The organism is Bradyrhizobium sp. USDA 326, assembly GCF_049739485.1.
Lineage (GTDB): Bacteria > Pseudomonadota > Alphaproteobacteria > Rhizobiales > Xanthobacteraceae > Bradyrhizobium.
In genome coordinates, this window is sequence record NZ_JBMGQA010000001.1 from 1,626,760 (window position 1) to 1,651,445 (window position 24,686).

Annotated in this window: 21 protein-coding genes and 8 pseudogenes; 15 read left to right on the top strand and 14 right to left on the bottom strand. The window is 60.1% G+C overall.

Annotated features, from left to right (window positions below; genetic code table 11):
- Window positions 1–132: 132 nt before the first annotated feature.
- Both ABIG06_RS07770 and ABIG06_RS07775 read left to right on the top strand, forming a co-directional pair.
- Window positions 133–417, top strand: a complete 285-nt coding sequence (locus ABIG06_RS07770) for a DUF3892 domain-containing protein (protein WP_109141614.1) — start codon at window positions 133–135, stop codon at window positions 415–417.
- Window positions 418–831: 414 nt separating this feature from the next.
- Entirely contained in the window at window positions 832–1,269 is a 438-nt protein-coding gene (locus tag ABIG06_RS07775; protein WP_424578175.1) for a hypothetical protein, read from the top strand.
- Here the strand turns inward: ABIG06_RS07775 and tnpC are convergent, their stop codons facing one another.
- The 7 genes and pseudogenes from tnpC to ABIG06_RS07810 form a co-directional block, all read right to left on the bottom strand.
- A complete protein-coding gene (gene tnpC, locus ABIG06_RS07780) occupies window positions 1,270–2,898 on the bottom strand; it encodes an IS66 family transposase (RefSeq protein ID WP_424578176.1) in 1,629 nt (542 codons plus the stop codon).
- Window positions 2,899–2,952: 54 nt separating this feature from the next.
- Window positions 2,953–3,303, bottom strand: coding sequence for an IS66 family insertion sequence element accessory protein TnpB (gene tnpB, locus ABIG06_RS07785; protein ID WP_424578177.1), 351 nt, complete (start codon window positions 3,301–3,303; stop codon window positions 2,953–2,955).
- Window positions 3,300–3,773, bottom strand: coding sequence for an IS66-like element accessory protein TnpA (gene tnpA, locus ABIG06_RS07790; protein WP_424578178.1), 474 nt, complete (start codon window positions 3,771–3,773; stop codon window positions 3,300–3,302). Before tnpA ends, tnpB begins: the two co-directional genes overlap by 4 nt.
- Before the next feature lie 27 nt (window positions 3,774–3,800).
- Window positions 3,801–4,082: a hypothetical protein gene (locus ABIG06_RS07795; protein ID WP_424578179.1), complete on the bottom strand. Its 282-nt coding sequence runs from the start codon at window positions 4,080–4,082 to the stop codon at window positions 3,801–3,803.
- Between the two features lie 556 nt (window positions 4,083–4,638).
- Window positions 4,639–5,016, bottom strand: a pseudogene (locus ABIG06_RS07800) (IS110 family transposase); the annotation flags it as partial.
- A gap of 274 nt (window positions 5,017–5,290) precedes the next feature.
- Window positions 5,291–6,636: pseudogene (locus tag ABIG06_RS07805) on the bottom strand (IS1380 family transposase).
- Between the two features lie 120 nt (window positions 6,637–6,756).
- Window positions 6,757–7,071, bottom strand: coding sequence for a hypothetical protein (locus tag ABIG06_RS07810; RefSeq protein WP_370137451.1), 315 nt, complete (start codon window positions 7,069–7,071; stop codon window positions 6,757–6,759).
- 659 nt (window positions 7,072–7,730) lie between these two features.
- Between ABIG06_RS07810 and ABIG06_RS07815 the strand changes: the two genes are divergently transcribed.
- From ABIG06_RS07815 to ABIG06_RS07835, 5 genes and pseudogenes are all read left to right on the top strand, one after another.
- Window positions 7,731–8,219 carry a hypothetical protein gene (locus ABIG06_RS07815; RefSeq protein ID WP_424578180.1) on the top strand — a complete coding sequence of 163 codons (489 nt, stop codon included), beginning with the start codon at window positions 7,731–7,733 and terminating at the stop codon, window positions 8,217–8,219.
- A 495-nt stretch (window positions 8,220–8,714) separates the two neighbouring features.
- Window positions 8,715–9,032: a DUF7662 domain-containing protein gene (locus ABIG06_RS07820; protein WP_370137449.1), complete on the top strand. Its 318-nt coding sequence runs from the start codon at window positions 8,715–8,717 to the stop codon at window positions 9,030–9,032.
- Between the two features lie 230 nt (window positions 9,033–9,262).
- Complete coding sequence (locus ABIG06_RS07825) at window positions 9,263–9,484, top strand: hypothetical protein (protein ID WP_370137447.1); 222 nt, start codon at window positions 9,263–9,265, stop codon at window positions 9,482–9,484.
- 60 nt (window positions 9,485–9,544) lie between these two features.
- Complete coding sequence (locus tag ABIG06_RS07830) at window positions 9,545–10,354, top strand: tyrosine-type recombinase/integrase (protein ID WP_370137446.1); 810 nt, start codon at window positions 9,545–9,547, stop codon at window positions 10,352–10,354.
- Between the two features lie 161 nt (window positions 10,355–10,515).
- Window positions 10,516–11,278, top strand: a pseudogene (locus ABIG06_RS07835) (IS6 family transposase).
- A 3-nt stretch (window positions 11,279–11,281) separates the two neighbouring features.
- Here ABIG06_RS07835 and ABIG06_RS07840 read toward each other — a convergent pair.
- Window positions 11,282–11,814, bottom strand: a pseudogene (locus tag ABIG06_RS07840) (helix-turn-helix domain-containing protein); the annotation flags it as partial.
- 702 nt (window positions 11,815–12,516) lie between these two features.
- On the opposite strand from ABIG06_RS07840, the gene ABIG06_RS07845 reads away from it, so the two are divergent.
- The 3 genes from ABIG06_RS07845 (at window position 12,517) to ABIG06_RS07855 (ending at window position 14,046) form a co-directional block, all read left to right on the top strand.
- Window positions 12,517–12,783 (top strand): hypothetical protein, encoded by a 267-nt coding sequence (locus ABIG06_RS07845; protein WP_370137445.1) that lies wholly within the window; start codon window positions 12,517–12,519, stop codon window positions 12,781–12,783.
- 428 nt (window positions 12,784–13,211) lie between these two features.
- Complete coding sequence (locus tag ABIG06_RS07850; RefSeq protein ID WP_370137443.1) at window positions 13,212–13,454, top strand: hypothetical protein; 243 nt, start codon at window positions 13,212–13,214, stop codon at window positions 13,452–13,454.
- A 124-nt stretch (window positions 13,455–13,578) separates the two neighbouring features.
- On the top strand, window positions 13,579–14,046 hold the full coding sequence (locus ABIG06_RS07855) for a hypothetical protein (RefSeq protein WP_424578181.1): 468 nt from the start codon (window positions 13,579–13,581) through the stop codon (window positions 14,044–14,046).
- A gap of 38 nt (window positions 14,047–14,084) precedes the next feature.
- Here ABIG06_RS07855 and ABIG06_RS07860 read toward each other — a convergent pair whose 3' ends face one another.
- The 3 genes from ABIG06_RS07860 to ABIG06_RS07870 all read right to left on the bottom strand — a co-directional run bounded on the left by ABIG06_RS07860 (window position 14,085) and on the right by ABIG06_RS07870 (window position 15,705).
- The gene (locus tag ABIG06_RS07860) at window positions 14,085–14,471 is read right to left on the bottom strand and encodes a hypothetical protein (protein WP_225132205.1); all 387 of its coding nucleotides are present in this window, start codon (window positions 14,469–14,471) and stop codon (window positions 14,085–14,087) included.
- 102 nt (window positions 14,472–14,573) lie between these two features.
- The gene (locus tag ABIG06_RS07865) at window positions 14,574–15,062 is read right to left on the bottom strand and encodes a tyrosine-type recombinase/integrase (RefSeq protein ID WP_424578573.1); all 489 of its coding nucleotides are present in this window, start codon (window positions 15,060–15,062) and stop codon (window positions 14,574–14,576) included.
- A 106-nt stretch (window positions 15,063–15,168) separates the two neighbouring features.
- Window positions 15,169–15,705, bottom strand: coding sequence for a hypothetical protein (locus ABIG06_RS07870; protein ID WP_424578182.1), 537 nt, complete (start codon window positions 15,703–15,705; stop codon window positions 15,169–15,171).
- A gap of 123 nt (window positions 15,706–15,828) precedes the next feature.
- Between ABIG06_RS07870 and ABIG06_RS07875 the strand changes: the two are divergent.
- Window positions 15,829–16,002, top strand: a pseudogene (locus ABIG06_RS07875) (transposase domain-containing protein); the annotation flags it as partial.
- 253 nt (window positions 16,003–16,255) lie between these two features.
- Here the strand turns inward: ABIG06_RS07875 and ABIG06_RS07880 are convergent.
- Window positions 16,256–16,645, bottom strand: a pseudogene (locus ABIG06_RS07880) (transposase); the annotation flags it as partial.
- A gap of 379 nt (window positions 16,646–17,024) precedes the next feature.
- Here ABIG06_RS07880 and ABIG06_RS07885 point away from each other — a divergent pair.
- The 4 genes and pseudogenes from ABIG06_RS07885 to ABIG06_RS07900 all read left to right on the top strand — a co-directional run bounded on the left by ABIG06_RS07885 (window position 17,025) and on the right by ABIG06_RS07900 (window position 21,479).
- On the top strand, window positions 17,025–17,525 hold the full coding sequence (locus tag ABIG06_RS07885; protein WP_109141623.1) for a DUF1269 domain-containing protein: 501 nt from the start codon (window positions 17,025–17,027) through the stop codon (window positions 17,523–17,525).
- 665 nt (window positions 17,526–18,190) lie between these two features.
- Window positions 18,191–19,242, top strand: a pseudogene (locus tag ABIG06_RS07890) (patatin-like phospholipase family protein).
- 4 nt (window positions 19,243–19,246) lie between these two features.
- A pseudogene (locus ABIG06_RS07895) lies at window positions 19,247–20,697 on the top strand (GntP family permease).
- Window positions 20,698–21,065: 368 nt separating this feature from the next.
- The gene (locus tag ABIG06_RS07900; protein WP_424578183.1) at window positions 21,066–21,479 is read left to right on the top strand and encodes a hypothetical protein; all 414 of its coding nucleotides are present in this window, start codon (window positions 21,066–21,068) and stop codon (window positions 21,477–21,479) included.
- 657 nt (window positions 21,480–22,136) lie between these two features.
- Here the strand turns inward: ABIG06_RS07900 and ABIG06_RS07905 are convergent.
- The gene (locus ABIG06_RS07905) at window positions 22,137–23,882 is read right to left on the bottom strand and encodes an oleate hydratase (RefSeq protein ID WP_424578184.1); all 1,746 of its coding nucleotides are present in this window, start codon (window positions 23,880–23,882) and stop codon (window positions 22,137–22,139) included.
- Between the two features lie 40 nt (window positions 23,883–23,922).
- Entirely contained in the window at window positions 23,923–24,681 is a 759-nt protein-coding gene (locus tag ABIG06_RS07910) for a glucose 1-dehydrogenase (RefSeq protein WP_424578185.1), read from the bottom strand.
- Window positions 24,682–24,686: the final 5 nt, after the last annotated feature.

Genomic DNA, 24,686 nt, shown 5'->3' on the forward strand with positions numbered 1-24,686 from the left:
AGCGACTGAAGCTGACGGCGGAACGTATCGTCCGGAAAGCACGTGGCACAACTACCTGAATTGGTCGGCCCCACGTCGTCAGGCACGCTCTAATCTGGTCCGACAGCTTGCCGAAAACGGGAGACACCCAGCATGCCAAAACGCGTGCGCATTTGTTGCGTAAACAAAACTGACAGGCGAAACGCGCATGAGAGAATCAAATATGTCGGCGGGGTAAATTTAGACGGAACGCGATGGAGGCTATCCGTTAAGAAGACTATCCGAGACCTCGAAAGCGGCGAGTGGGAGTACTACGTCGAAGAATCAGGCGTCACTGCCGAGGTCATCGTCGCCACTGACGGTCGACACAAGTACATCAAGACAACAGTGGACGGAATTCAGCCGAACAACCTCCTCTCCCTCCCTGAGTGTCCGTGAGGAATTATGAGTGCCAGATCGCAGGCAGTGCGGGCGAGACTCGGCGCTGTTCGGTTGCGTTCGATCAGACGCTGTCCCTGCCACACCCGCACTGCCGATTAAGTTAGCGGCTACTCGGCGCTTGAAAGGTCCCTGCGTTCACTCTGAGGCACAGGCACTATGGCTGCGCGACCACCCTTCAAGGTGTCGAGAATTTCAGCGACGACTTTGGATTCTACCTCCAGTGCGCGCAGATACGATTCTCCTTGGAGCAATGCCTGCCCTCGTCCGTTGGTCCGTGAGCGTCACGAGAGGAGCACTGGTGCCCGGGCTTGACTTGCGCGGAATGCTCTGGATAGCGCGGTCGGGATGATTGACGCTGCCGGCGCGCGGTGATGGGGTGATCCCGGTTCGGAGTGGGCAACGGGGATCAGAATGACCAGCGAATCGCAGCTGCGCGAGAAGCTTCGGAAGATCGAGGCGTTGTTCGCGGGTGCCGGAACTGCCGGTGAGCGCCTTGCGGCGGAAGCTGCGCTACAGCGGGTGCGTGCCCGGGTCGCGGAGCTCGCTCGCCACGATCCGCCGATCGAGCAGCAATTCTCACTTCCTGACCAATGGTCGCGGCACCTGTTTTTGGCGCTTTGCCGCCGGTACGGGCTGCGGCCGTTTCGTTATCACCGCCAACGACGCAACACGGTGATGATCCGTGCGTCCCGAGGCTTCGTCGACAAAGTTCTGTTGCCGGAGTTCACCGAGCTGGAGAGGGCGTTGCAAGTCTATCTGCACGAGATGACGCTGCGCGTGATCCGCGAGGAGATCTATGACGACACCAGCGATGCGCAGGAAGTTCCAGATGCCCTGCCGTCGAACTGATCAGGCGGCGAGCTTTGCCAGCGAACTGTCGCGCTCGGCCTTCCAATTCCACGGCAACAGCATGTGCAGCTGATTGATCTTTGTACGTCCGGAGACGATGCGCTCGATAACATCGGTCAGATAGTGCCGCGGGTCGATGTCTTGCAGCTTTGCCGTGTTGATGAGCGACGCGAGAATGGCCCATGTCTCGGCGCCGCCTTCACTGCCGGCGAACAAGTAGTTCTTCTTTCCCAGGCCTATCGGCTTGATGCTGCGCTCGACCGTATTGCTGTCTATTTCAATGCGTCCGTCATCGATGAAGCGCGTCAGGCCGTCCCAATGGTTGAGGGTGTAGCGGATGGCTTTGCCCAGACCGGACTTCTTCGAGACTTCCAGCAGTCGCGCCTCGAGCCAGGGTTTGAAGTCCTCGATCAGTGGCCTGGTGTCGGTTTGCCGCACCGCAGCCCGCTGCGCCGCCGGCAGACCACGGATGCGGTCTTCGACGGCATAGAACATCGCAATCCGTCGCAGCGCTTCCGCGGCAATCGGCGACTTCGTCGCGACGTGAACGTCCCAGAACTTCCGCCGCGCATGCGCGAAGCAGAATGCCAGTTGCACCAGACGGCCGCCGTTCTTGATCAGCCCCTTGTAGGCGGCATAGCCGTCGACCTGCAGGATGCCGTGGTAGTCTCCGAACAGCTGTTTGGCGCGGATCGCCTTGCGATCCTCGGCGAACACGTAGACCACCGCCGGCGGTGCCGGGCCGCCCCACGGCCGGTCATCGGTGGCGATCGCCCAGAACTGGCAGATCGTGGTCCTGCCACGGCCAGGATCAAGAACCGGCAGCGGTGTCTCATCGGCAAACAGCCGCGGGTAGGAGCTCAACGTGTCGCGCAACAGCGCGTGAAGCGGCCTCAGCCACCAGGCGGCGCGGCCCATCCATGAGGCCAGCGTCTGCCGGTCAAGCGTGATGCCTTGCGCGGCGAACATCTGTTCCTGCCGATACAGCGGCAGCTGGTAGCCGTATTTCATCACCGCGATGTGGGCCAGCAAGGCTTCCGTCACCATCCCGCCCTCGACCGCCTGGGCCGGCGCGGGTGCCTGCAGCACACCTTGGCGGCATCCCCGGCAGCCGTAGCGCGGACGCACAATGCGCTTGACCTGGTACTGCATCGGAATGACGTCGAAGGCTTCCTTGACGGTCTCCCCGATCTTGTGCAGCCGCTCGCCGCAGCAGGGGCAGATGAGGCTCTCGATATCGATCACGACGTCGATGCGCGGCAAATGCTCCGGAAGCCTCCCCCGGTTGCGTCGCGCCGGTCGCTTGCTACGGCCTTCTGCTCCATCAGGCAGCCTGCCTCCGGTCCCGTCGTCGTTGGCGGCGGCACCTGCCGCCTGCGCCGTGATGGTGAAGAGAGACAGCTGTCCGGGATCCAGTGTCTCGGAGCGGGGACCGAAGATCGTGCGCTTGTACTGGGACAGGATCATCAGGAGCTTGTCGTTCTCCTGGACTGCAGCATCGCGTTGGGCGATCGCCACATCACGCTCGGCCGCCAGCGTGCTGCATTCCGCCGACAACACGGCAAGCCGTGACGACAGTGCCGTCACGGCTTGCCGGAGCAATGCTGGATCGGAAGGCAAATCAATCATGCAACCTGTTTCTACTACAGCTCTGCATGAATGACGAACTACTCTTGACGATGATCAGCCAGCTCGTGTTGGTTGATCCACAACCCGCATCGGCACACGCTTCCAATCCGAGCCGTCGAGCAGAACCGAGAACTGAGCATGAGATAGCGGCATGACGCCTTCCTTGATCGGCGGCCAAGTGAACTGCCCTTCGATTCTCTTGTAGTAAAGAACAAGGCCGCTTCCGTCCCAGGTCAGGATCTTCACGCGATCTCGGCGCTTGGAGCGAAACACCCACAGCCCGCCGGCGAACGGATCGGCTCCAAACGCCTCGCTCACCAGCAGCGCCAGCGAGTCCATGCCGCGACGGAAATCGACCGGCTGCGTCGCGATCCAGATCGACAACCCAGGTCGGAGCCCGATCATCGGCCGACCGTCCCGACTGCCGCAAGCACCTCGCAGAGTGCTCGCCGGTCGACCGTTCCCATGACACGGATGCGAACTGCGCCGACCTCGATCTCAATCGCTCCCTGCTCCTCGCATAGCGGCAATTTGCCTCCACAGTCGGTGATCGCGACCGGCATAAAGCCTGATGGCATGCCTCCATCCCTGCGCTCCGCGAGCTTCGCCCGCGTTGCCTGACGACGCCAAAGAAACAACAGGCTCGGGCTGATGTCGTGTCGCCGCGCCACCCCGGAAACGCTTGCACCCGGCGCAAAACTCTCCGCGACAATCGCCGCTTTCGCATCGGTCGACCAGCGCCGTCGTCGGCCGGTCCCCGTGATGATCTCGACGCGCCGCAGCGTGTCGGAGCCGTCCTCAAGGATAGGCGTATGCCTATCCTTATCGCCATCCTTACAACTATCTCTTGACATGGTGACCTCGTGACGAACCAATCCACGAGATCTTCCTAGCCGACCAGATCAGCCCTCAGGGCGTGGTCGCCGGATGACGCTCACGTTGGTCCTCAGCGCGCCGAAATACGCTTCGCCGTCAGCTGCAGCGGGGTGTAGCGAGAGGGTATCCAACGCTTCCCGGTACGCACCCTCCTCAAGGCCCAATTGCGAGAGCGGGATGACATTGCCACGCCACGCTTCGATAACAGCGATAGCGAGTTCCTCGCGGGCAAGGATGTTGGTTTCTTCAGCCTCGCAAACGCGGTTATGCAGGGCCCCGTCGTTGTTTACGACTAAGCGGAATTCCATTTTCGTCGTGCTCCTTTTGGACTCGACCGGGTGTCGGTCGACTGGACGAGAGCATTCCTTGAATTCCAGCAATCCTTCAATCTGGGAATACTGCGGATTGACGAAAAGGGAGCACTGATGATCATTACGCCTTAAATTGTAACGTGTGTAATCTGACAGATATTACAGGACTGAACGACTTAACGCCGCTCTCTGTTTCAGTTGCCGCAAGCGCTGAAGGCCAAGCGCTCGCTCAAGCATCGGCTCGCCGCAGCACTTCATCACGGCCCGAATGGCGCGAGCCGGAATGTCCTGCAGTCGTGAAGCCGCTCAAGCTAGGAACGGCAACACGACTTCAGGCAGCTCATCCGTCAAGCGCAAGACGTTGATTGCATCGCCCCCACATTGCCTCAGCTTCGCGAGCGCGTGTGCGAGGACATCGGGAGTATCGGGCTCGACGGCCGCAGTGCGCGGTGCGAACTGTAGCTTTACGACGCCCATGTCACTCTACGCCCCTGCCAAGCCGAACGACCTTGACTTCGATACGTGCAACGCTGTCAGACTTGATGTCTGTTACCTCATGCGCCGCATCCGGAACCCACACCGCTGTCAGCTCGCCGCTCCGTTGCAGCTTGGCCAGCATCGCCGCATCGCGCCGGTCCGTCTTGACCCGATCCCCAGCCTTCATCGGGATCAGCGAGGGTGCCACCACGATGCAGTTGTGCCCCAGTCCCGTCAGTTGTCGATGCAGGCCATATCCGCAGGGTCCGGCCTCGTAGCAAAAATTTACCTGCCGGTCACCCATGCCAAGCTTCTTCGCCAGCTTGGCGATTTGATCAGCGCGATTAGGAATGATCCCCAAGTTACGAACTTCCCCGCCGCGCATTCCTTCGGCCACTGCAACCGAAATCGTCGTCTTGTGCACATCCAGCCCCACGAAAATGCTATCGTTCATCAGGCCCGCTCCCCATGCTTGAGGTTCGGCGCCGGACCATCCGGCGCAACCCTCGATAGGAGCTTGCCGCGGGGCGGGCCGCCCGTCACCTCAGAGGGCAAACATAGGGTCTAACCCGTCTTATTCACGATGTGCCAGCGTGAAGAATGCCACATTTGCGTTCCCAGGGTGGGGTCGCGAGTGAGGGTTGCGGAGTTTTCCGCGGTTTGCGTCGAACGTGGGGAACGCGTTTGAGGAGCGATGGGGATGAACGGGGCATCAGCCGCCCCGTTGGTCACGGCGATTGAGGGAAGAATGCGTTGACAAGGCCGCGGAACAGGTCGGCCTCGGGACAGGCTGCGGCGAAGGCGATGCGGATCCGGCTTGTGGTCTCGACGATGCGGGCGGCGATCTTGAGAAGCCTCAGCCTGATCGTTGCGAACTCGGCGGTGGCGAGGTCGCGCGGTTTCGGGATCCTGTCGCGCACGACGAGCACGAGCCAATAAGCGGCGGTGTGGAGCACGAGGCGGACCTGATTGGCGAGCGCCGAGCGGCAGCTGGTCCGATCGGAAGCGAGCTGGCTCTTGTGCAGCTTGATCAGGTTCTCGGCCTGTCCACGTTGGCAATAGAGACTGTCGTAGATCCATTGAGCCGAGCCGATGCCCAGGCTGGTGACGACATAACGGATATCGAGCCCGTGCTCGCTCGCCTCGATGCGGGCGACGATGCGGCGCTCGTGGTGCCAGGAGCCGGCGGCGTGGCGGACCTCGGTGTAGTCCCGCATCACCGCCTTGCCTTCGATCGCCCGTTGGACGCGGGCCGCGTCGGCGATCTGCTCGAGCTTCACGGCGAGCGGCTTGGTCCCGGCCACGGCGAAGACGTAATCCATGCCGTTTTGCTCGCAGAACTCCATGGCTTCGGGGCGGGCGTAATGGCTGTCGCCGCGGAAAGTGATGCGCGTCGTGGGCCAGCGCTTTCGAATGTGACGGACGAGGCGGCGCAGATGGCCACGAACTTCGAGGCCGCCCGGCACCTTACCCGGGCGCAGAACGACCGCAACCGGCCGGCTGCGCTCGGTATCGTAGACATGGATCGGCAGAAAGCAGTGCTCGTCGTAATGGGCGTTGAACAATGATAGCTGTTGACGCCCATGCACCACGTTGACGGTGTCGTCGATATCGAGCGTCACAGCGCCCGGCGCGCATGAGTAAGCTGTCCATCCACAGGTCGACAAGCGCATAGCTCAGTCGGATCGTCTCGCGCAGGTCAGGGGCATTCTCCAGCCGCGACAGGGTCGGCTGCGAGCAGAGGTCCAAACCGCTGTCCGGGTAGACGGCCGCAGGCCAGCTTGAAGGCCGGATCGCCGCGCAGCTGGTCGAGATCATTGCCGTCCTCGTAGCCGCACGCGATGGCGAAGATCCGGGCGCGGATCAGATCGACAAGGCGATGTGCGATGCGGGCCGGATCGCGCCGCTCGGGAAAAACGCGCGCCAGTTTCTCCGAGACCTTGGCATGACCGTCGGCCAGCGACAGCAGCATGACGCCCGCATCCGACGTCAGTCGCCCGCCATCGAAAGCGGCTGTGATCTTCTTGCGTCCGACCGCTGGAAATATGAAGGGCAGAATCGTATCGTCGACCATGGCGGGTGTGGCGGCCTCGATGTCAGCGCAGAATTGGTGTCAGCAACCAAATCCTACGCCCCATCAGCGGCTTACGCCACACCCGCCAGCCACTTCAAAGCTCATCGTGAATAAGACGGGCTAGGGGCCTGGCTGCTTGCGATGATGGCACTTGTGCTGCTCTAAGCGAGTGAAGACAACGAGCTTGAAGGCCGCGCGAAACGTCGGCTCCGTTCGACGCGTTCGCGCGCCCAGAAGCGGCATGATCAACGACATCTTGCGTGAAGCGGCAACGCGCGCTTGGTACTCTTCGAGATCCACTTCGCGCGTCACATGTGCGAACGAATCTTCGAAGCTGGCTTGAAGTTCGCCTTGTTCGATCCACGCCTGACCGCCGCCCGCACTGATGCGAGGGCCGACAAATACCTCACGTCGGCGCGCCTTGCGGTAAGACATGCGTTCGATCGTCCAACTCGTCAGGGTCCCTCACGGTAGCAGCACGATTTGAGCCGAACCGCGTTGCCGCGCCCTCTCTATTGCTCCCCTGCACGCCCTGGGGAACGTCATTGGGATCTCCGTTCTTAATTCATAGTCTTTGACTGCAATACTGGGCGATATGATCCGGAAGCGCCAATAGCGGCGCCCGCTTGGCTTCTTCCCGTACTCGCGCTCCCACCGCGAAGTGTCAATCCGCACATCCGTCATGCTCGCTGATCGCCTCAAAGATTACAACCTTGCCCTAGCGACAGTGCTTCAGAGCGTCAATTCCTTCAGGCTGGTAGGCCTTGGGCTCGTCCTTGATGTTCCAACGGATATCGCAAGCCGCCGAATCTTCTCCAATCGAACAAGCGCCTCTTGGAGTAACGAGGCTCGGAATTTGCAAGTCGTCTGGGCGGGGTAGCGCTGCTCAGCCGCCCTTCGGAAATCCCTCCGTTCAATGCAGAAACACCATAGCGGCGGCACTCCTGACAGCTCTTGATTTCCGTTACCTACAAATTCTTGTAGTTGACCCGCGCAGTATTCTCCGGGCCGAATCGCGATCAACCCCACAGGAGAACAAAGCTATGTCCCCACTAGAAGCAATCACCCGTTGGCTGGACTCACAAGATTTGGTCATGCAACTTGAGATCGCCGGTTTCGCGACATTCTTGGTTTTCGGGGATGATGACACTTTCACGCTCGGCGACTCGGAGCGGCTCGAGTCTCTTTACCGATGGTTGAACGAGCCAAGCTTGGCATCGGACATCGCCGCCGAACGTGCCCTGACCTTTCGAGTGTACTTCGCTTCCTTGGCCGAGGATAGAGCGACGGGCGCCGGATGGAAGCGAACCGAAGTGTTGGTGCGGAAAAGTCTGAAAGACGCTACGCGCGACGGGAGGTTTGCCGCTGCCCGCAAGGCGCAAAGGATGCTTGAGCTCTTGCCCGCCCGAAAAGAGAGCTGGAATCAGGTCTTGAGATCCTGGAATGAATTGACCGCGACGTATCTAACACATGAGGCTCTCAGTAGTTGGAGCGCCGCCGAGAAGCTCCGAGGCCTGAGGGCCATTTCAAGCACCAGCGTTCCTGTTGCTGGGCTTGGGTCGCCTCATCGAGGCGCTGCTTAATTCTGATAAAGCCGCAATTCCCCTGTGCTGCGGGGCGTGCGTCTGCATGCACCTGTCGGATCCATAGAGGCCAGCTAGCCGCTTAAAAGCATGACACAGGGGCCACCGGAGGATATCTCCACCCGACCGGTGGCCCACTTGCGACGCTGTAGCGCAAAAGCCGAAACCGGCATCTGAACGGCAGGCACGGCTTCGCGCTTTTCTTCGAACATACGCCAATGCCAGCGGGCCTAACACATCGAGATGAACGAAAGTCTCCGGATAGGCTATATCGTTTCGGTAGCTTCTTTGCTCGAGAGCCGCTCAGGCCGATGTTCAGGGCCGTACAAGGTGGCGCCTGCCTTCGGCGCAGACGCGGTTGCTGCTCGACATGATGTCGCGGCGGCATCAGTGCCGCTGCGAACGAAAACCGACAAATATCGGACAAAATCCGCAATTGGTGACGAAAAGTCCGGATTGGCTATATAATATGAGATCGTTGGATGGGGGAGCCCGATGGCGATCTATAACCCTTTGAGAGACAAGCTGGTCGCAAACAGCTCTGCCTCGCTCAAGATGACATTTGCCGACATCGAGATGCTTATCGGTCGGTCCCTCCCGAAATCAGCGTATGAATATGATGCGTGGTGGGCCAACGAAGACCCCGTCAAAACTAATCACAGTCACAGCCTTGCGTGGACAGTTCCGGGGTATCAAGCCGAACCAAATCGATTGCAGCCGACAGTAACATTTTCGGCGCAGGGGGTAGCATTTTCCGCACAAGCGAATGCCTATGAACCCGGCTCTAATTCGAGAACCGAGGATGCGTCGTGAATGAAATGAAAATGATCGCGCGATACGACTAAGCCCGTATCGACAAGATATCATTATTTCTTATCGCATTAGCCTCTCCCTCCGTTGGCAGCAAGCAAGGGGCGGCCGGCCGCCGATACGCGTGCCGAGCTCGGTCTTGGCGTCCCTCATCTCCGCCAGCAGGGCCACGGGATCGAGCGTGCGATAGCTCTCGAAGGCGCCGTTCGTTTGACGCCTTTGCTCAGCTACGGATGCGCGAGAGCGCGCTCAGGGATCATCGCCGCTTCGAGTTTGGGACGGAGCTGATCGGCGACCTTGCCAAACTGCGCCGTTGCAGCTTCTGCATCGAACTCGGTGACGATGAAGACGAAGACGACACGGCGCCCGGTCTTCCAGCATGCGGATTCCGCTCTATGTCGCCCAGCATTGAACGAACCCGCTACGCGGGAGTGGGGGCAAGCCTGGTGAACTGAGGTGTCCTGTCTGAGAGGATGTTGGTCTTCGCACCACCCCTCTCAAGACAGGAGATCCAGATGGCTACGATGAGCCCTCTTCGGCAGCGCATGATGGAGGACATGACGGTCCGCAATCTGTCGCCGTCGACTCAACAATCCTATATCTATGCGATCGCAAAGTTTAGCCGCCATTTCGGCTACGCCCCGGACCGGTTGAGTTTCGAGCAGGTCCGCGCCTACCAACTGCATCTCATCGGTCAAAAGCGTTCGTGGTCCCACATCAATCAGGTGGCCTGCGCGCTGCGGTTCTTCTACGGTGTCACACTCGGGCAGACGGAGGCATTCGAGTGGATCATCGGTGGCCAGAAGCCCGACAAGCTCCCGCTCGTGCTTAGTGCCGAAGAGATCGAGCGCTTCCTGGACGCGGTTACAGGGGTGCGCAATCGCGTCGTGCTGGCGACGGCTTATGCGGCTGGCTTACGGGCCATTGAAGTCGTCCGCCTGAAGGTGAGCTCGATCGACAGCAAACGAATGTTGATCCACATCGAGAACGGCAAGGGCGGCAGGGATCGTTACGCGATGCTTTCTCCGCGACTGCTGGAGATTCTGCGTACATACTGGATACGAGCCCGACCGGGGCTGTGGCTATTTCCAGGCCAAGACCCAAGTGAACATGTCAGCGTCCGCTGCGTCCAGGCGGCCTGCCGCGCCGCCCGCCGCCGCGCTCGGCTTGCCAAGCCGCAACACGTGGAAGCACACGGAATTGCCGCCATGTCGACGTGTGGTACTTTTCGTCTGGAATTAAGCCGAGCTTCTTTCCATAGAACGCCACGCTGGCATCCAAGTCTGATACATCTACCTTGGATACAAAAGCATATTCGCCAATAACATCTTTCAGTGCCATTATTTGCTCCCTATGCTGTGGCAACGCAGATTGCAAGAATTTGTGCTACACGCAAAGCATGCTGTCGCCTCCTCGTCCTGGTAGGGGGTCCGGGGGTGCCGTCAAGTTCGACGAACTGGAGCGGCGCAAGGGGTATACGAGCGACGTGCGGACTGCCAAGGATCCTCCTTATTACCGCCATCGCTTCCCGCCGGAAGTGATCAGCTATGCCGTTTGGTAGAATTTCCGGTTTCCCTTAAGCTTGCGCATGGTCGAGGAAGTGCTGGCGGCGCATGGCATTGGCGTGACCTTATGAAGCCGTGCGCCAGTGGGGACGGAAATTCGGCAAGCCGTTCTCCGATCGGATCCGCCAGCGCGCTCCCGCGCGCGGTGACAAATGGCATCTGGACGAAGTCATTATCTCGATCGCGGGCGAACAACATTGGCTCTGGCGCGCTGTCGACCAGAATGGCTTCGTTCTCGACGTCTTGGTCCAGCGCCGAAGAGACTCGCGCGCTGAGCAGCGGCTCATGAAGAAGCTCTTGAAATCCGCCGGCACGCCGCCGCGCGTGATGATCACGGACAAGCTCCGTTCGTACGGCGCTGCGAGGGCGAAGATAGGCTTTTATGTCGAACATCGCCAGCACAAAGCTCTCAACAATCGGGCCGAGAATTCTCATCAGCCGACGCGGCGACGCGAGCGGATCATGAAGCGTTTCAAATCGTCCCGTCAGGCTCAACGGTTTCTGTCAGTTCACGATCAGGTCGCGAACCTTTTCCAGATCCCCTATTCCGGAGCCGTCACCGCCGACTTCCGTCGTGCTTCGCGCGAGCGCGCCTTTGCGACTTGGCGCGAGATCTCCATGACAAGCGCTATCGCCGACTCTCGACCTCTGAGAATCGTCTCCTTCGGCTCGGCGGTCGATTAAGTTGACGATGCCGCGCAAGGTTGTGTTGAGTGCAAGCTCGGTGGGTTTGGGCCGACGGGCCGATCGCTCGGCGTGCCATTGGGCTGTCGATGCACGATACTCCAAGCCGCCGCTGCGCGTCGCGGCGTTGCGTCGTAACTCACGCGAGATGGTCGAGGCAGATCGACCAAGACGGCGCCCGATCTCACGCCTCGAGAGGCCCTGAACGCGAAGAGTACGATCTCCTCGCGTTCTGCAAAAGACAGATACCGCCCGGACGGCGGCTTGGCTGAAGATCTGAACGTCGCCGGTAGCATTCCGCCTGCCTTTCGGAACAATCTGGTTCCCACAGGCTGCGACATACCAGCTGTTAGCGCAGCATCCTCGCTGGTCATTCCCTGTGCAATCCCCAACCAGAATCGTTGAAGTTCAAATCGCCCCGCAACTGACGGCCGTCCCGGGGACGGTAACGGCGCCCGTCCAGATCGCAGTGATCGTCGCTTTCGAATGGCCGAGCGTGAACTCGCGTCCGGAAAACGCGACCGGCACCTACGCATATAAGTAGGTGTAGGGCTTGGATTGCTGTGTCAGGTTTCAGAGCTTGGTCGCTTTTGAACGACCCTCCTGAGCACCAAGCCTCGTCCTATGGGACCGTGCGGGCGGTCCGTCAGCGGCGGCAGTCGCCCGCACGTTTCGATGTCCTTTAGGAGGCTTGGAGCTGGGTAATGCGCAGCGACCGTCATTTTGATGGGACTAGGCTTCCTCGCGATCATAGCGATCGCCATGCTTATGCAATAAGGCCCGGGGCCGATGTAGCGTTCAGCCCTTTCAAAGGGCAAGGACGCCCTTACGAGATTCACATGCAGGCTTTCCGACCTAGCGCGGGATCAGGCCCTTCAAGATGGCTTCCGCGCGGATAGAGACGGCCGTGTAGTGCTGTGCGGCCTTGATGGACTATACCGCCCCGGATAGGTTTCCGCGATGTAGGGATCAGATAGAAGGCGCTGGAGCCCGCTTCCGGCGCCATGCCTGCACCCGGCGAAGCCGCGACAGCACAGAAGGCCGTCCTTCGACCCTGATCCTCTTCTCACTCGTCACACGTCCGCTCCTCATGAGGTTGGGAGCCTAGCTCAATGTGCGGCGCGGAGGGAAGGGCTCCCGGAATGCTACGGACGCCAGCTGACCTCAAGATCGTTCGATGGGTCCGGATTTGCAAGGCTCAGCAGCTCATAGCTGACAACTTACGGGAGCACAGCAAGATGGATGGTTGGTTGGTGACGGTCGCTGTCTTCAAGGAAGACGGCGACGATGACGAAGAATTCAGGCACATAACTTACGTCGTTGCTGCCGCTGACCCGGCGGAAGCAGTGAAGCTGACCGTAAAAGACAGCGGCGCGAAGGCCGCAATCCTCAGCTGCCCCATCGAGGAGGAGCAATTGCTAAGACTTGGCGTGAAGCCCGGCGAGCTTCTCGTTATACACGATGGGGAGTTCGATCCGATCAACTCGCGCCATCGTCATCACTAAGCGCTCCACGTCCGATCTTGATCAGTTGCGTCGAGTTCATGACATTGTCGTTCGGAAGCCGCCGCTCGCACGAGCAGTCAATCTGCACAAGCTATGAAAGCGCGCCGTTTGCTTGTCTCCGCAATATGGCCGCCTGGCACGCTGATTGCTGAACCATGATTGCTTGGTCGCTTATTGATTGAGTGAGGGCCAAGTCTACGCATCGTAACTCGTGCGGGCGGTCGTCAGCAGCCGCCCGCACGCTTTTTCATAGCGCTACGCGCTGCTTTGTGAATGGCACCCGAGTTGCTGAGAGACGCTTCGGCTTGGCTCCTCATACTTCACGCAACCCCCATGAGATAGCCAAGCCTCTTTGTTGGCGCAACTCGCGCGGGTGGTTCCTCCAGCCGCCCGCGCGTTTTTCGCGCGAAAAGCCGTAAGGTCATACCATGACCCGTGAAGAGGCTAAGGAAGCTGTTGCAATGAACAGGCTCAAATTCGTCCCCGCATTCGAGGCCGCTATTCGCTGTGCCGATCCAGACAAGCTCGCCGCACTTCGCGAGACGATCCGTGAGCGCGGAGGCCCTGACGAGTTCGTACTGACGAGCACAGAACTCATCCGCAAACATCCGCCTACGCTCTTTAGACTGCTTAGGATCATCTCCGACGCGGCACATGAGGACAAGCGCTAATGAGCATCCACCCAGCCTCCGGAAGTCACACCATTCTCATTGCAGAGGCAGCCGTATCGCTCGTTAAGGTGGCTTGCGCAGCATGGCGGCTGTACGTGCGATCCGACAGAGAAGACCCAAGTGGTTGGACTGGGATGAAGGCAAAGAGATCGGCCAGAAACGCAAGGCCAGCGCGATGGCCGGCCCTATCAATCTCCGATCGCTTGATGGTTTCAACGGAATTACGAGGTCAGCCGACATGTCACCGCTCATCCTCATTGTCGCTTCGACGCACCTCAGCATTTTAGCCACCGTCAACATCGCTGCTCGGCCATCAAAGACTTTAGATGAGTGTCGAAGGATTGGTGAGCTAGCGATAGAAGCCGCGACCGCGAAGCCCAGCCGCTCCGCGTCCTATGTCTGCCACGATACTACGCGCGAACAGGGCTTAACGGGCGCACTAGGTGTGATTGCCTACGTTTCGCAAGAGGACGGTAAAATAACGATCCTTGAGGGCTACATGGCGACGATGTCTGACTGCAAAGTTGCCGGAATGGCGGCAGCCGCGAGCAAGGCTGTTCCCGGCGTTAGAACCCGGGCTTGGGCTTGCTAGGATCTCGGCATCTTTGAACAATGATGCGATAAGCGTTTCTAATCTTCGCGCGTGTAGCGTACGCGCTGCATCACCTTCAGGAGTTGTCGGAACGTCGCGACCAGCGCGAGCACGCTATCGGCAATCCGTATCCCGTGCGACTTTCCGGATGTGCGGAGCACGTCCGGCTTTCCGCAGGCCCGTAGGGCCTGCGGCTTGCCCGTGGTACGTGGTGTGTTCCGGCTCATTATGCGGCCCCTCGCCTTTCTTGGACGTTTCGCATCCCGAGTAAGTTTGAGCCCGAGCAATTCGAACACCCGGCGCGAGATGGATTCTTGCGCCTCGCGTAGCTCCACCGACCGCAGCACGGCCAATTCGCCGATGTAGCGCCCGCTGATGCCGGGCACGGCGTGGCCTAGCAAAATGCTGGACAGAATTTCGGGCACGCCCAGCGCGGTCGCCAGCGATTTGTAAGAATGCCGAGGGCTCCGCGCCAGCTCCCGTCGCTACCACCGCCCAACCGGGCAAATCAAACAGCCGGGGCGAACTCAGGACCGGATAAAACTTGGGGCAAGGTCATCGGTAGCGAGACTATGTCGGAAGATATGGGTGCCGCGGTGGGCGCAACCTTCGATTCCAACTCGATCGAGAGCGGCCTCGGCGATCATGGTGATCGCGCATCCGGAAGCAAAGCCGACGTGTGGCGCGAGTGTGCGGACGAACAGCCGTCGGCACGACGACTTTGGGCGGCCATTGCGCAGATATGCAACGATAGCCGCGCCAATGTCTGGCGGTACCGGCATTCGTGCACGCTGTCGGCCCTTGGCGCGAACGAGTATCTCGCTGGCGCGCCAGTCGATATCGTCGACGGTGAGCGTCGCAACCTCGTCGGCTCGCAGGCCGAGCTTGGCCAGCAACAACAGAATGGCGTAGTCGCGCCGTCCCATCACCGTCTCTCGGTCGCAACCGTCGAGAGCCTTCCGCACCTGAGCAGCAGGCAGATAGGTCGGCAGAGTTGCGAGCTTCCATCGGCGCATCGATGGAACGCAATCCGCCAACGAGCGCGCGTTCAGCCCCCGATGGTGGAGGTAACGGAGAAAGGCACGCAACGACCAAGCACATCGCCTTGTCTGTTTCCGGGCCTCAATCCTGGGCGTGGGGCTCAACGTAGCGGATCACGTCCTCTTGGCTGATCTTGCGCAGGGCGCCGGCGCCGCCGGAGCACACCTCGTACAGGAACCTGCGGATGACTGGGAGATGGCGGACGATGGACCTCGGGGCCAAGCCGCGCTCTAATCGCAGGTAGGCATCGAACTCCTTGAAGATCCGTTCGTGCGGGTTGAGAGGCGGTAGCACCAACGGCGCGATCGCGCCTTCCTCGCGCAGCACCCACAGCCATCGCTTGAGCGCAGCTCGGTCACCAGGTTGGATAGACTGCCTCCCGCCTCGATGTCGGAGGTACCGCTCAACGACCAGCTCATCGAGATCGACCAGCTTGTGGCGACGGCCCGCGATCCAACTCAGGAGCCCGCCAATCACGTCGAGGTAACGCCACGTGCCGTGCCGAACGAGCCTCTCTTCGACGAGACGAGTGGCGCAGCGCTCGACGAACTGTCCGTGCGGCCCACTTCTGAGACGCCGGTACAGCCGGCTTCTGCCCAAGTACTCTTCAACTTCCATCTTCCTGTTCTCCGCTGTTGAAAGTGGAGGCACAGAACGAACTATGCCGAACCGACCAAACGCCGGTCAGCGAAAAATCTGGGGAAAACGATCCGACTCGGCATAGTTCGGCGGGCGGCATAAACCTGCAAGCTTAACGACGTTGACCCGCTTGCCTATCTCACCGACGTCCTGACCAGGATCGTCAACGGGCATCCCAACCGCGACATCGGCCGGCTATTGCCTTGGCCTACCGCGCTCAAACCCTCAAAACCGTGGCCTGAAAACGACGCTCTGATGTCCGCTGTCAAGGATTAGAACGCAGAGCATCGTCCGATCGTCGATCGGCTGTTCGTAGAGATGGTCGTGAATAGGTGGAGGCGGAACCGAAGGACGTCGGTGATCAAGCTCTGATGCGCGGATTGGCTACCGCATTCCCGATTGTGCGTCCGAGGTCTGCTCCTATCTTACTACGGGCGTCGGCGCTCTTGCCGGCCACAAAGCGTCTGACGGGCATTCCCTCTGCCGTGGTCCCGCCTCCGCCCATGCACGATGATAAGAAGGGCGCCTATCAGACTGTGTGCACTTGCCTGGCAACCGCCCACATAAACCCGACCAGTTCACGGGCGATAGCGGTGCAGACTACCGTCGTTCGCTTGCCGCGCGCAGCCAGCTTCCGGTAGCGGGCCGTCAAGCAGCTCTGCGCCTTCCAACCAATCTCTCGCACTGCAGGCGACACCTGCTCAAGCCGGTATAGCTTTGTCTTGCCGATCTTCGGCGGGTGTCTATATGTCCAGACGCTTTCGACCAACATGTGGCGAACACGGCCGTTGCTGGCCTTGGTCATGCTACCACGCCTGACAGACTCTCCCGTCGATCGTTCGCTTGGCACTAGGCCGAGGTAACCCATAAGTTGACGTGGGCTCTCAAAACGGTTCACGTCACCAACCTCGGTCAGCGTATTTGCGAGCGCCTGGCTTGAAGGTCATCGCGACTTCATTTCCACCCAAAGCAGTCCGACAGCGATGGCGAGCGAGCCGACACTCGCGGTCGAGCTGATCGGCCTCAATTTTGTTTTCGCCTCCCGGCCAGCGGATCGTACTGGCGTCGGCGATCAGGCCCGGCTTTGACGGGTCGGTTTCGGCTGCGACTGTTTGTTTGAGTTCCGTTACGTTGACCGTTGAGGGGTGGACGTCCATTGGGCGCGGCCCCAAATCAAAGCATCTTGAGATTGTCAACCTGCTTGTCTGACCAGTCGACAAGAGATCTTCGGGGGGTAAGCTTCGGCCGTGCATCAAGCAGGCAATTGGGGAGCACTACAGTCACCAGGGGAGCTTTTAATGTCAGACCTTGTTGCGATCGTGTACCCATCCGAAGCCAAAGCGGAGGAAGTTCGGCAAAGAATATTCAAGCTCCAGAGCGAGTATCTGATCACGATCAGCGATGCCGTGATCGCCGTCAAAACTGGGGACTCTGTAAAACTCAGTCAACTTGTGAATACCACTATGACCGGCGCCGCAAGTGGCAGTTTCTGGGGATTGCTATTGGGGATGGTCTTCCTGAATCCGCTTCTAGGCGTGGCTCTCGGAGCCGGCGCAGGCGCACTGAGCGGTGCGCTGACCGATTTCGGGATCAGAGACCAGTTCATGAAGGATCTCGCGTCGAAGGTAAGATCGGGCGATGCCGTCCTCTTCCTGCTGATCCAGTCTATGACGTCAGACAAGGTTCTCAATGCGATTAAGGATGCGGGAGGGATTGTCCTGACAACCTCGCTCGATGAAAAGAGAGAGCAGCACCTGCGTGATGCTCTCGCAGCCGCAACTCAGGCGAAGCCTGCCTAGCCAGTGAGCCAAAACCTGGCGCCAGCGTCAAAGCGTCGCCGAGAACGGTAGTAGCTGCGCTGTCACGGCAGTCGCTGTGGCAGCGGAATACGCTACAGTTTTGCGTAGGGGTCGGTGCGCAAAGGCATCGGTCCCTGGGCGGGATCGCCGCGAAGGAGGCCGGCTGCAGCCATACGGCTCCGCGACCGCTCAGCCGGGCTCTCTTCGGCGCTATCAAAAGCCGGGAGAAAATCATGCGCAGATTGCTTCTATGGCGGCTCGCACTTGGGATTGCTTCGGCAGGGATTACGGCGACCAGCGGTCGCTCGCAAGCCGGCCTTATCGCGCCGCTGGGCGTGCGTCAGGCCGCCGACGAGCTTCGTCTCGCGGAAACTGTCCAGTTCACGTGGAGAGGCCATCGCTATTGTTGGTACAATATGGGATGGCGCGGTGGCGGCTGGTATAGGTGTGGTTTTGCTTCGAGGCGCGGCATGGGCTGGGGTGGTCCGGCGGGATGGCACGGATGGCGACGGCCAGGCCACCGCCCGGTCACTCGGCCTCCGAGGCCAGGTCGGCCAGGAATCGAGCGGCCGCGACCACTCCCGCAACCGTTCCCTGGCAGGAGCTGACGACAACTTTGTATGTCGTTCGCCGGCCGCGACGTGGCACGCCAGTCGGAGCCCGCCATGGCCTTGAAGGAGCCGCAAAAACGCGCGGGCCAAGCGCGCGATGCCGTGCTGGTCGATCTCGCGCTGCAGGGCGGTGGATCGCACGGCGCTTTTACCTGGGGGGGCTCGATCGGCTCATGGATGAGCCGTGGCTGCGCATCGAGGCGATATCGGGCACCTCGGCCGGCGCGATGAACGCCGTCGTGCTGGCGGGCGGGTTTATGACCAACGGCCGGGCCGGCGCCAAGTCTGCATTGGAGGCCTTCTGGCGACGGGTCGCTCACTCAGCGCGGTTCAGTCTCATTCGGCGAAGTCCGCTGGACGTCATCCTCGGTCGCTGGACCCTTGATACGTCGCCCTTCTATCTCGCCTTCGATCTGGCGAGCCGCGTGTTCTCGCCGTACGACCTCAATCTTGCCGGCACAAACCCTTTGCACCAGGTCCTCGCCGAGTCGGTCGATTCTCGACAAATCGCGAACTCCCCGATCCGCTTGTTCGTGACGGCGACCAACGTTCATACCGGCCGTGGGCGTGTGTTTCGCAACGCCGAGCTTTCACCCGACGTTCTGCTCGCTTCGGCCTGCTTGCCGACCCTGTTCCGCGCGATAGAGATCGATGGCGAGTCCTATTGGGATGGCGGCTACTCCGGGAACCCGACGATCACGCCGCTCGTACGCGAGTGTGACTCGCATGACACGCTTCTCGTCGCGGTCAATCCGGTCGAGCGACCCGGGACACCGCGCTCCACGCGCGAGATCCTCGATCGGTTGAACGAGATTGCGTTCAACGCCACGCTGCTCAAGGAGTTGCGCATGATCGCGCTGCTGCGGCAGGTCGCGGACGCTGGGAGTTCCGAGGGGCGCAAATGGGCCGAGATGCGCATCCATCTGATCGCGAGCAAGGTTCTGGCCGGGCTCGGCGTCTCGTCAAAGCTCAATGCCGAGTGGGACTTTCTCTGCATGCTGCGCGACGAAGGCCGCCGTGCCGCGGAGGCATTCCTCGTCGCGAACGACCAGAATATCGGCAGGCGTTCCTCGATGGATTTGGATTTGCTCTTGGAGCAGGTTTGACGCCATGGGCCTCGTCGGGATCCTGGTTGCCCTTGGCCTGCTCATCTCTCGTTCCGCGGATGGAGCGTGCTCCTGCTGGCGCCGGCTGCCGCGATCGTCGCTGCGGCTTTCGCCGAAGAGCCCTTGCTTGCCCATTGGACGCAGACTTTCATGGACGGCGCTGCGCAGTTCATCGCGCAATTCTTCCCAATATTTCTGCTCGGTGCGCTGTTCGGCAAGCTGATGGACGACAGCAGATCGGTCCACGCGATCGCTCATTTCATGAGCACCAAGCTCGGGGCGCGTCGCGCGATCCTTGCCGTGGTGCTTGCCGGCGCGGTCGCCACCTACGGCGGGGTAAGCCTTTTCGTCGCCTTTTTCGTTTTGGCGCCTATGGCACGGGAAATGTTTCGCGTCGCGAACATCCCGCGTCGGCTCATGCCGGCCACCATCGCTCTGGGCACCTCTACATTCACGATGTCAGCAATGCCCGGAACGCCCGCGATTCAAAATACGATTCCGATGCCGTTCTTCGGAACCACTCCGTTTGCCGCGCCCGGATTGGGCATCGTCGCTGCGGCGATCATGCTTGCATTCGGGCTCTGGTGGCTCCGCCGCGCCGAGGGATCGGCACGCAAGGCCGGTGAAGGCTATGGCGGAGACGCAGAGCTCGTCAGCGGAGCGGTCGCTGACGATCAGTTCATCCGCGAGCGCGCAACATCGTCCCACGAGTTCGATCCGGCCGAAATAACGCATGGCAAGCGCGGCGACGTGCCACCACCGATCGGCACGGCGATCATCCCGCTTCTCGTGGTCGTGGGCGTGAACCTGCTGATGTCGCTCCTGATCCTGCCACGGCTCGATTTCTCATTCCTCGCGCAGGAGCGCTGAGGCGGGACATCCCTCGCCGGCGTCGCCGGGGTGTGGTCGGTCGCAGTCGCTCTCGCCGCCGCCGCGGCGACGCTCATCGCCCTCAATCGAGCCCGTCTGACGGATCTAAGGGCGAGCATGGATGCCGGCGCAAACGCCTCGGTGCTCCCCATTTTCAGCGTGGCGAGCCTCGTCGGCTTTGGAGCCGTCGTCGCTGCGCTACCGGCCTTTGTGTCGGTGCGCGACTGGGTACTGTCGATCTCCGGCGGTCCTATCGTCTCTCTCGCCATCGCGATAAACGTTCTTGCTGCCTTGACCGGATCGGCCTCCGGCGGATTGACCATTGCGCTCGATGCCCTTGGTGACACTTATTTGCAGATCGCCCAGACGTCTCACATTGATCCGGCGCTCATGCATCGCATTGCCGTGATCGGTTCCGGCACCCTCGATAGCCTACCGCATAACGGTGCCGTCGTGACGCTGCTTGCGGTCTGCGGTTCGACCCATGGCAAGAGCTACTTCGATATGGTGATGGCCAACATCGTTGGGCCGATCATCGCCTTGGCCCTCGCCATTTTTTTGGGTTCGATGATCGGATCATTCTAGGAGGGACGACGAGGACGCTATCGACGCGATCTTGTCCGCCGTAAGGGCCGACTTCGAACTCGTGAGCAATTATTGAAGGTCTGATTGGCCTGTATCGACGTGCGACCTTACCGCCTCGGGCAGCGCAAGCGATCTACACATAGCCGGCGCCCATCAGAGGTTACCGCGGTTCTCGGTCTCGAGCCGAAGACGGGTGAACATTCCGGCAAATGGCGCGCAGAGTTCGCAATTTGCGGTGTGATCACGCGATACCAAATGAGGTAGGTATGACATGTTGGCGGTTGTGGTAGCTTCTCAAGGTTGATGATCGAAGCTGAGCAGCGAACAACTCAGCTCGTTACAATCCCCCTTAGGCTAGGAGACGTCGAATGACCACGAATATAACCGAAGACGAGAAACGCGAACGGCGGGCACGTCCGGAGCCCGGACCGGTCCAGGCATCGGGCGCCGCCACCGATGGCTTTAGAGAACATGCGGCGGCAGCAGCGGCATCACGCATTCCATTAATTTTCCCGGAATGGGAAAAATCGATCGAAGCGACAAGGCACCTGTTCGCGACGACACTGAAGGACGGATTAAGTTTCGCTGCTTCCTCTCTGCACGACCAGGCCAACCTTCTAAGAAATCTTTCCGACTCCAAGACTCCCTCGGAGCTCCTGAAGTGCCACCTGGACTTTGCGGAGAAGTTCTGGTCGAAGTCGTTCAGCCAAGGCTCGAAGATATTGGATCATCTCAAACCACGGCCATCATCTGCGGCAAGCCAAACAATCCACCGAGCTTGAAGCAACGGCCCGACCGTACTCTGCTTCATCCGGGGCCACACGTCGGCGGTCGGCGACGTTGTGGATACTGCATTCGGCTCGACCTGAGAGCACCTCCGTCCGCCTCCTGCTCGATATGGAGCTCAGATGGCGCATCGAACGCGACTATCAAGCAACGGTCGCCGTCAGCATTATGTGAAGGCGCGATGGTTGCGGCTTCCATTACCACGCCATGTTATGCATCGCGCCCGAAGGAGGACGTTTCCGTCCTCCCGATCTCACGGCTGGAGTCCGAAAAACCTCAAACTTCTCAGAAATCAAAGCCCCTGCAGTCCCTCTCAGAACCGAGCGTCATGCCGAATTTGGTCACTACCATGGCAGCGGCTCCTCAAGAGCGTCGTTGGCTCGACGCCTAGTTGTCCGAGTTTGCGCAATCCGAGCAAGGCCCATGCGTCCGATCTGTGACGCCTCAAGAATTGGTTTTCATGTCCGATTTGACAGGATGGTAGCCTCGCGTGCGCCGTCATGCGCAATATTATGAGTGCGCCGCTTTCGGCCCTCGACGAAGCACTCGCCCCTTGCAATTCACCCTCGTACGAGCAGTGGAGAACAGAGCTCTCCAGCTGCACAAGACAGGTGGGATCGCACAAGACCCCCTCACCTGGAGATCGATGATATTCATTGAGCAGTTTTGCCGGGCTCCATAGCGTCGATATTCTTCAGCATTAGCTCGCGCAAGAGCGTCGATCCGGGGATTCTGACTTTCTTGCCGTCGCGCAGTATGCCGATTGCAGCGAGAAGCTTGCGGATATCATAGGTCGAATTGAACACCTCCGGCACACCGCGTTCAACGTTGAGGAGCGTGTAGGCGGCTTCCATCGCAGTGCGAACTGAGTATTCGGTCGTGAAGATGCAATCGCGCTCCGCCGACTCAGAAAACTGGCCGATGAAGGCAAAATTGACAGCGCCTTTGGGCACAACATTTGGTCGATCACCCGCCTGCCGCGGCATGAAGAAAGATGTGACGTAGGGCATCATCACCGGCACTGTTTTTGCGGCTGTCGCGGCCAGTCCCGGTATTTCATCGATCGGCACGCCGAGGTGATACAACCATTCCTGCGTAATTTCCTCGCCCGTGCAATCTTGCATCGGTTTGTTCACGTAATCGCCGGGCTTGTCGACGAAAAGTGAATAGAGCCAGACGACGATCTGATCACTGGGCTGGTGCTTGAAATGCGGTTGACGGTTTACAGTCCAACTGAGCAGCCAGTTCGAATCCTTCGCCGTGACGACCCCCTCCCGTGACGACCTTGCCGCTGAACGGATCGCGTTTGGCGATCTTGCGGATATAGGCCGGAATGCGCGCGTCAAGAGTCGTGATCGTTGCCGATTCCCATTTTGTTGCAGGGATATTGCCGCCGAAGACGTCCGGGCGGCCGAAAGCCGCGTCCTTGGCCGCAATACGCCGCCACAGATCCAAGCTGGCGCCGGGCCTTCGTCAAGCCTGAAGGGCGTGTGATGGTCTCCCTTGTCCGAGTTTTCAGTGAGCGACCCGATCGTTATGAATACAAGATCGTCGGCGCCAAGGCCGATACCGCCGGCGACGCCATCCTCCAGCCAGTGGATGGCCGTGGCCTGCTTGCATCCGGCCTTTAAGTCGAAATCGACATCGGTGACTTCGACGTCGTAGCGGAACTTGACGCCCTGCTCCAACAGCCATTTGCACAACGGTAGAACCAGCGATTCATACTGATTGTACCTGGTAAACTTCAGCGCACTGAAATCCGGCAGGCCTCCGATATGGTGGATGAACCGATGCAGATAAAGCTTCATCTCCAGGGCGGAATGCCATTCCTCAAAGGCGAACATCGTCCGCCAATAAAGCCAAAAATTGCTGAAGAAAAACTCTTTCCCAAACACTTCGTCGATGCGCTTGCTCTCCATCTCCTCACGGGAGGCAAGAAAGACAGCAATCAATTCCTTCTGCGCTTCTTCACTCAGAGTGAAAAGGCCGTCGGTACGCGCATCCTGTCCCTGGTTCACCGTCGCCCGCTGCAGCGAGTAGTTCGGATCATCCTTGTTCAACCAATAGAATTCGTCGAGCACGCTGGCACCTTCGATTTCCAGCGACGGGATCGACCGGAACAAGTCCCATAGGCACTCGAAATGATCCTCCATCTCGCGGCCGCCCCGGATCACGAAGCCCCCTCCCAGGTCTTGGTTACCGTCGAGCGCTCCACCGGGGATCTTCAGCCGTTCGAGGATGGTGATCCGGTCGCCACGCATATGGCCATCGCGGATCAGGAAGGCCGCACCGGAAAGCGCCGCCAGGCCCGCACCGACCAGCCACGCCGTCTTGTTGTCCGCACCTTCGGGTTTGCGGGGGCGGGCAAAGGCTTCGTAATTTCCGCTACCGTAATACATGGAACATTCCGTCCGATTGGATCGACAATCCTTGGGCTCATTAAAAGGTGTTCTCGGGCGCCAGGCATTTGCGCGGGACGCCGATCGTTAGACCGCCATCGATGACGATCTCGGAACCGGTAAGGTAGCTGGACTCGTCGCTGAGTAGGAACAAGACTGCCTGCGACACTTCCTGCGGCTCGGCTGCCCGCCCGAGTGGAACGGGGAAGAGGGAGGACTCGAAGCTCTCGGCCATCGGGGTGGCAATGAAGCCGGGATGGATCGAGTTGATGCGGACTCCCGAGGCTGCGGCTTCCAGCGCAGCGGATTCTGTTATGCCCCGAACGCCGAACTTGGAAGCGACATAGGCGTGGAGCCCGGCACTGCCCCGCAGCCCCTCGACCGAGGAGACGTTGACGACCGAACCTCCGCCGGCGCGCCTGATGGCCGGCAGGGCCGCCTGCATTCCGAGGAATACACCGGTCAGATTGACGGCGAGGGTCTTGTTCCACTGATCGAGCGGGAACTGCTCGATAGGGGCCATGTTGGCGATCCCGGCGTTGTTGACTAGCCCATGCAGCGCGCCGAAGCGCCGCTCGGCGCTTGCGACCGCCTCGGCCCACTCCTTCGGCTGGGTAACGTCCTGAGGGACATAGAGCGTGGATTCGCCCAGTTTAGCGGCGAGAGCCTCTCCTTCTATATGAAGAGTATCAGTGATTACGACCCTCGCCCCCTCAGCCACCAGCAGACGCGCGTGAGCCGCACCCATCCCGCGAGCTCCGCCGGTCACCAGAATAACCTTGTTCTTCAAACGTCCCATGATCC

Coding starts and splice junctions, on each gene's coding strand:
- ABIG06_RS07865 (WP_424578573.1), bottom strand. CDS start 15,062: ATGCGCCGATGGAAGCTCGCAACTCTGCCGACCTATCTGCCTGCTGCT.
- ABIG06_RS07905 (WP_424578184.1), bottom strand. CDS start 23,882: ATGTATTACGGTAGCGGAAATTACGAAGCCTTTGCCCGCCCCCGCAAA.
- ABIG06_RS07910 (WP_424578185.1), bottom strand. CDS start 24,681: ATGGGACGTTTGAAGAACAAGGTTATTCTGGTGACCGGCGGAGCTCGC.
- ABIG06_RS07825 (WP_370137447.1), top strand. CDS start 9,263: ATGCGCGAGAGCGCGCTCAGGGATCATCGCCGCTTCGAGTTTGGGACG.
- ABIG06_RS07850 (WP_370137443.1), top strand. CDS start 13,212: ATGACCCGTGAAGAGGCTAAGGAAGCTGTTGCAATGAACAGGCTCAAA.
- ABIG06_RS07900 (WP_424578183.1), top strand. CDS start 21,066: ATGACCACGAATATAACCGAAGACGAGAAACGCGAACGGCGGGCACGT.
- ABIG06_RS07770 (WP_109141614.1), top strand. CDS start 133: ATGCCAAAACGCGTGCGCATTTGTTGCGTAAACAAAACTGACAGGCGA.
- ABIG06_RS07775 (WP_424578175.1), top strand. CDS start 832: ATGACCAGCGAATCGCAGCTGCGCGAGAAGCTTCGGAAGATCGAGGCG.
- ABIG06_RS07795 (WP_424578179.1), bottom strand. CDS start 4,082: ATGGAATTCCGCTTAGTCGTAAACAACGACGGGGCCCTGCATAACCGC.
- ABIG06_RS07810 (WP_370137451.1), bottom strand. CDS start 7,071: ATGTCTTACCGCAAGGCGCGCCGACGTGAGGTATTTGTCGGCCCTCGC.
- tnpB (WP_424578177.1), bottom strand. CDS start 3,303: ATGATCGGGCTCCGACCTGGGTTGTCGATCTGGATCGCGACGCAGCCG.
- ABIG06_RS07820 (WP_370137449.1), top strand. CDS start 8,715: ATGGCGATCTATAACCCTTTGAGAGACAAGCTGGTCGCAAACAGCTCT.
- ABIG06_RS07870 (WP_424578182.1), bottom strand. CDS start 15,705: ATGGAAGTTGAAGAGTACTTGGGCAGAAGCCGGCTGTACCGGCGTCTC.
- tnpC (WP_424578176.1), bottom strand. CDS start 2,898: ATGATTGATTTGCCTTCCGATCCAGCATTGCTCCGGCAAGCCGTGACG.
- ABIG06_RS07830 (WP_370137446.1), top strand. CDS start 9,545: ATGGCTACGATGAGCCCTCTTCGGCAGCGCATGATGGAGGACATGACG.
- ABIG06_RS07845 (WP_370137445.1), top strand. CDS start 12,517: ATGGATGGTTGGTTGGTGACGGTCGCTGTCTTCAAGGAAGACGGCGAC.
- ABIG06_RS07815 (WP_424578180.1), top strand. CDS start 7,731: ATGCAACTTGAGATCGCCGGTTTCGCGACATTCTTGGTTTTCGGGGAT.
- ABIG06_RS07885 (WP_109141623.1), top strand. CDS start 17,025: ATGTCAGACCTTGTTGCGATCGTGTACCCATCCGAAGCCAAAGCGGAG.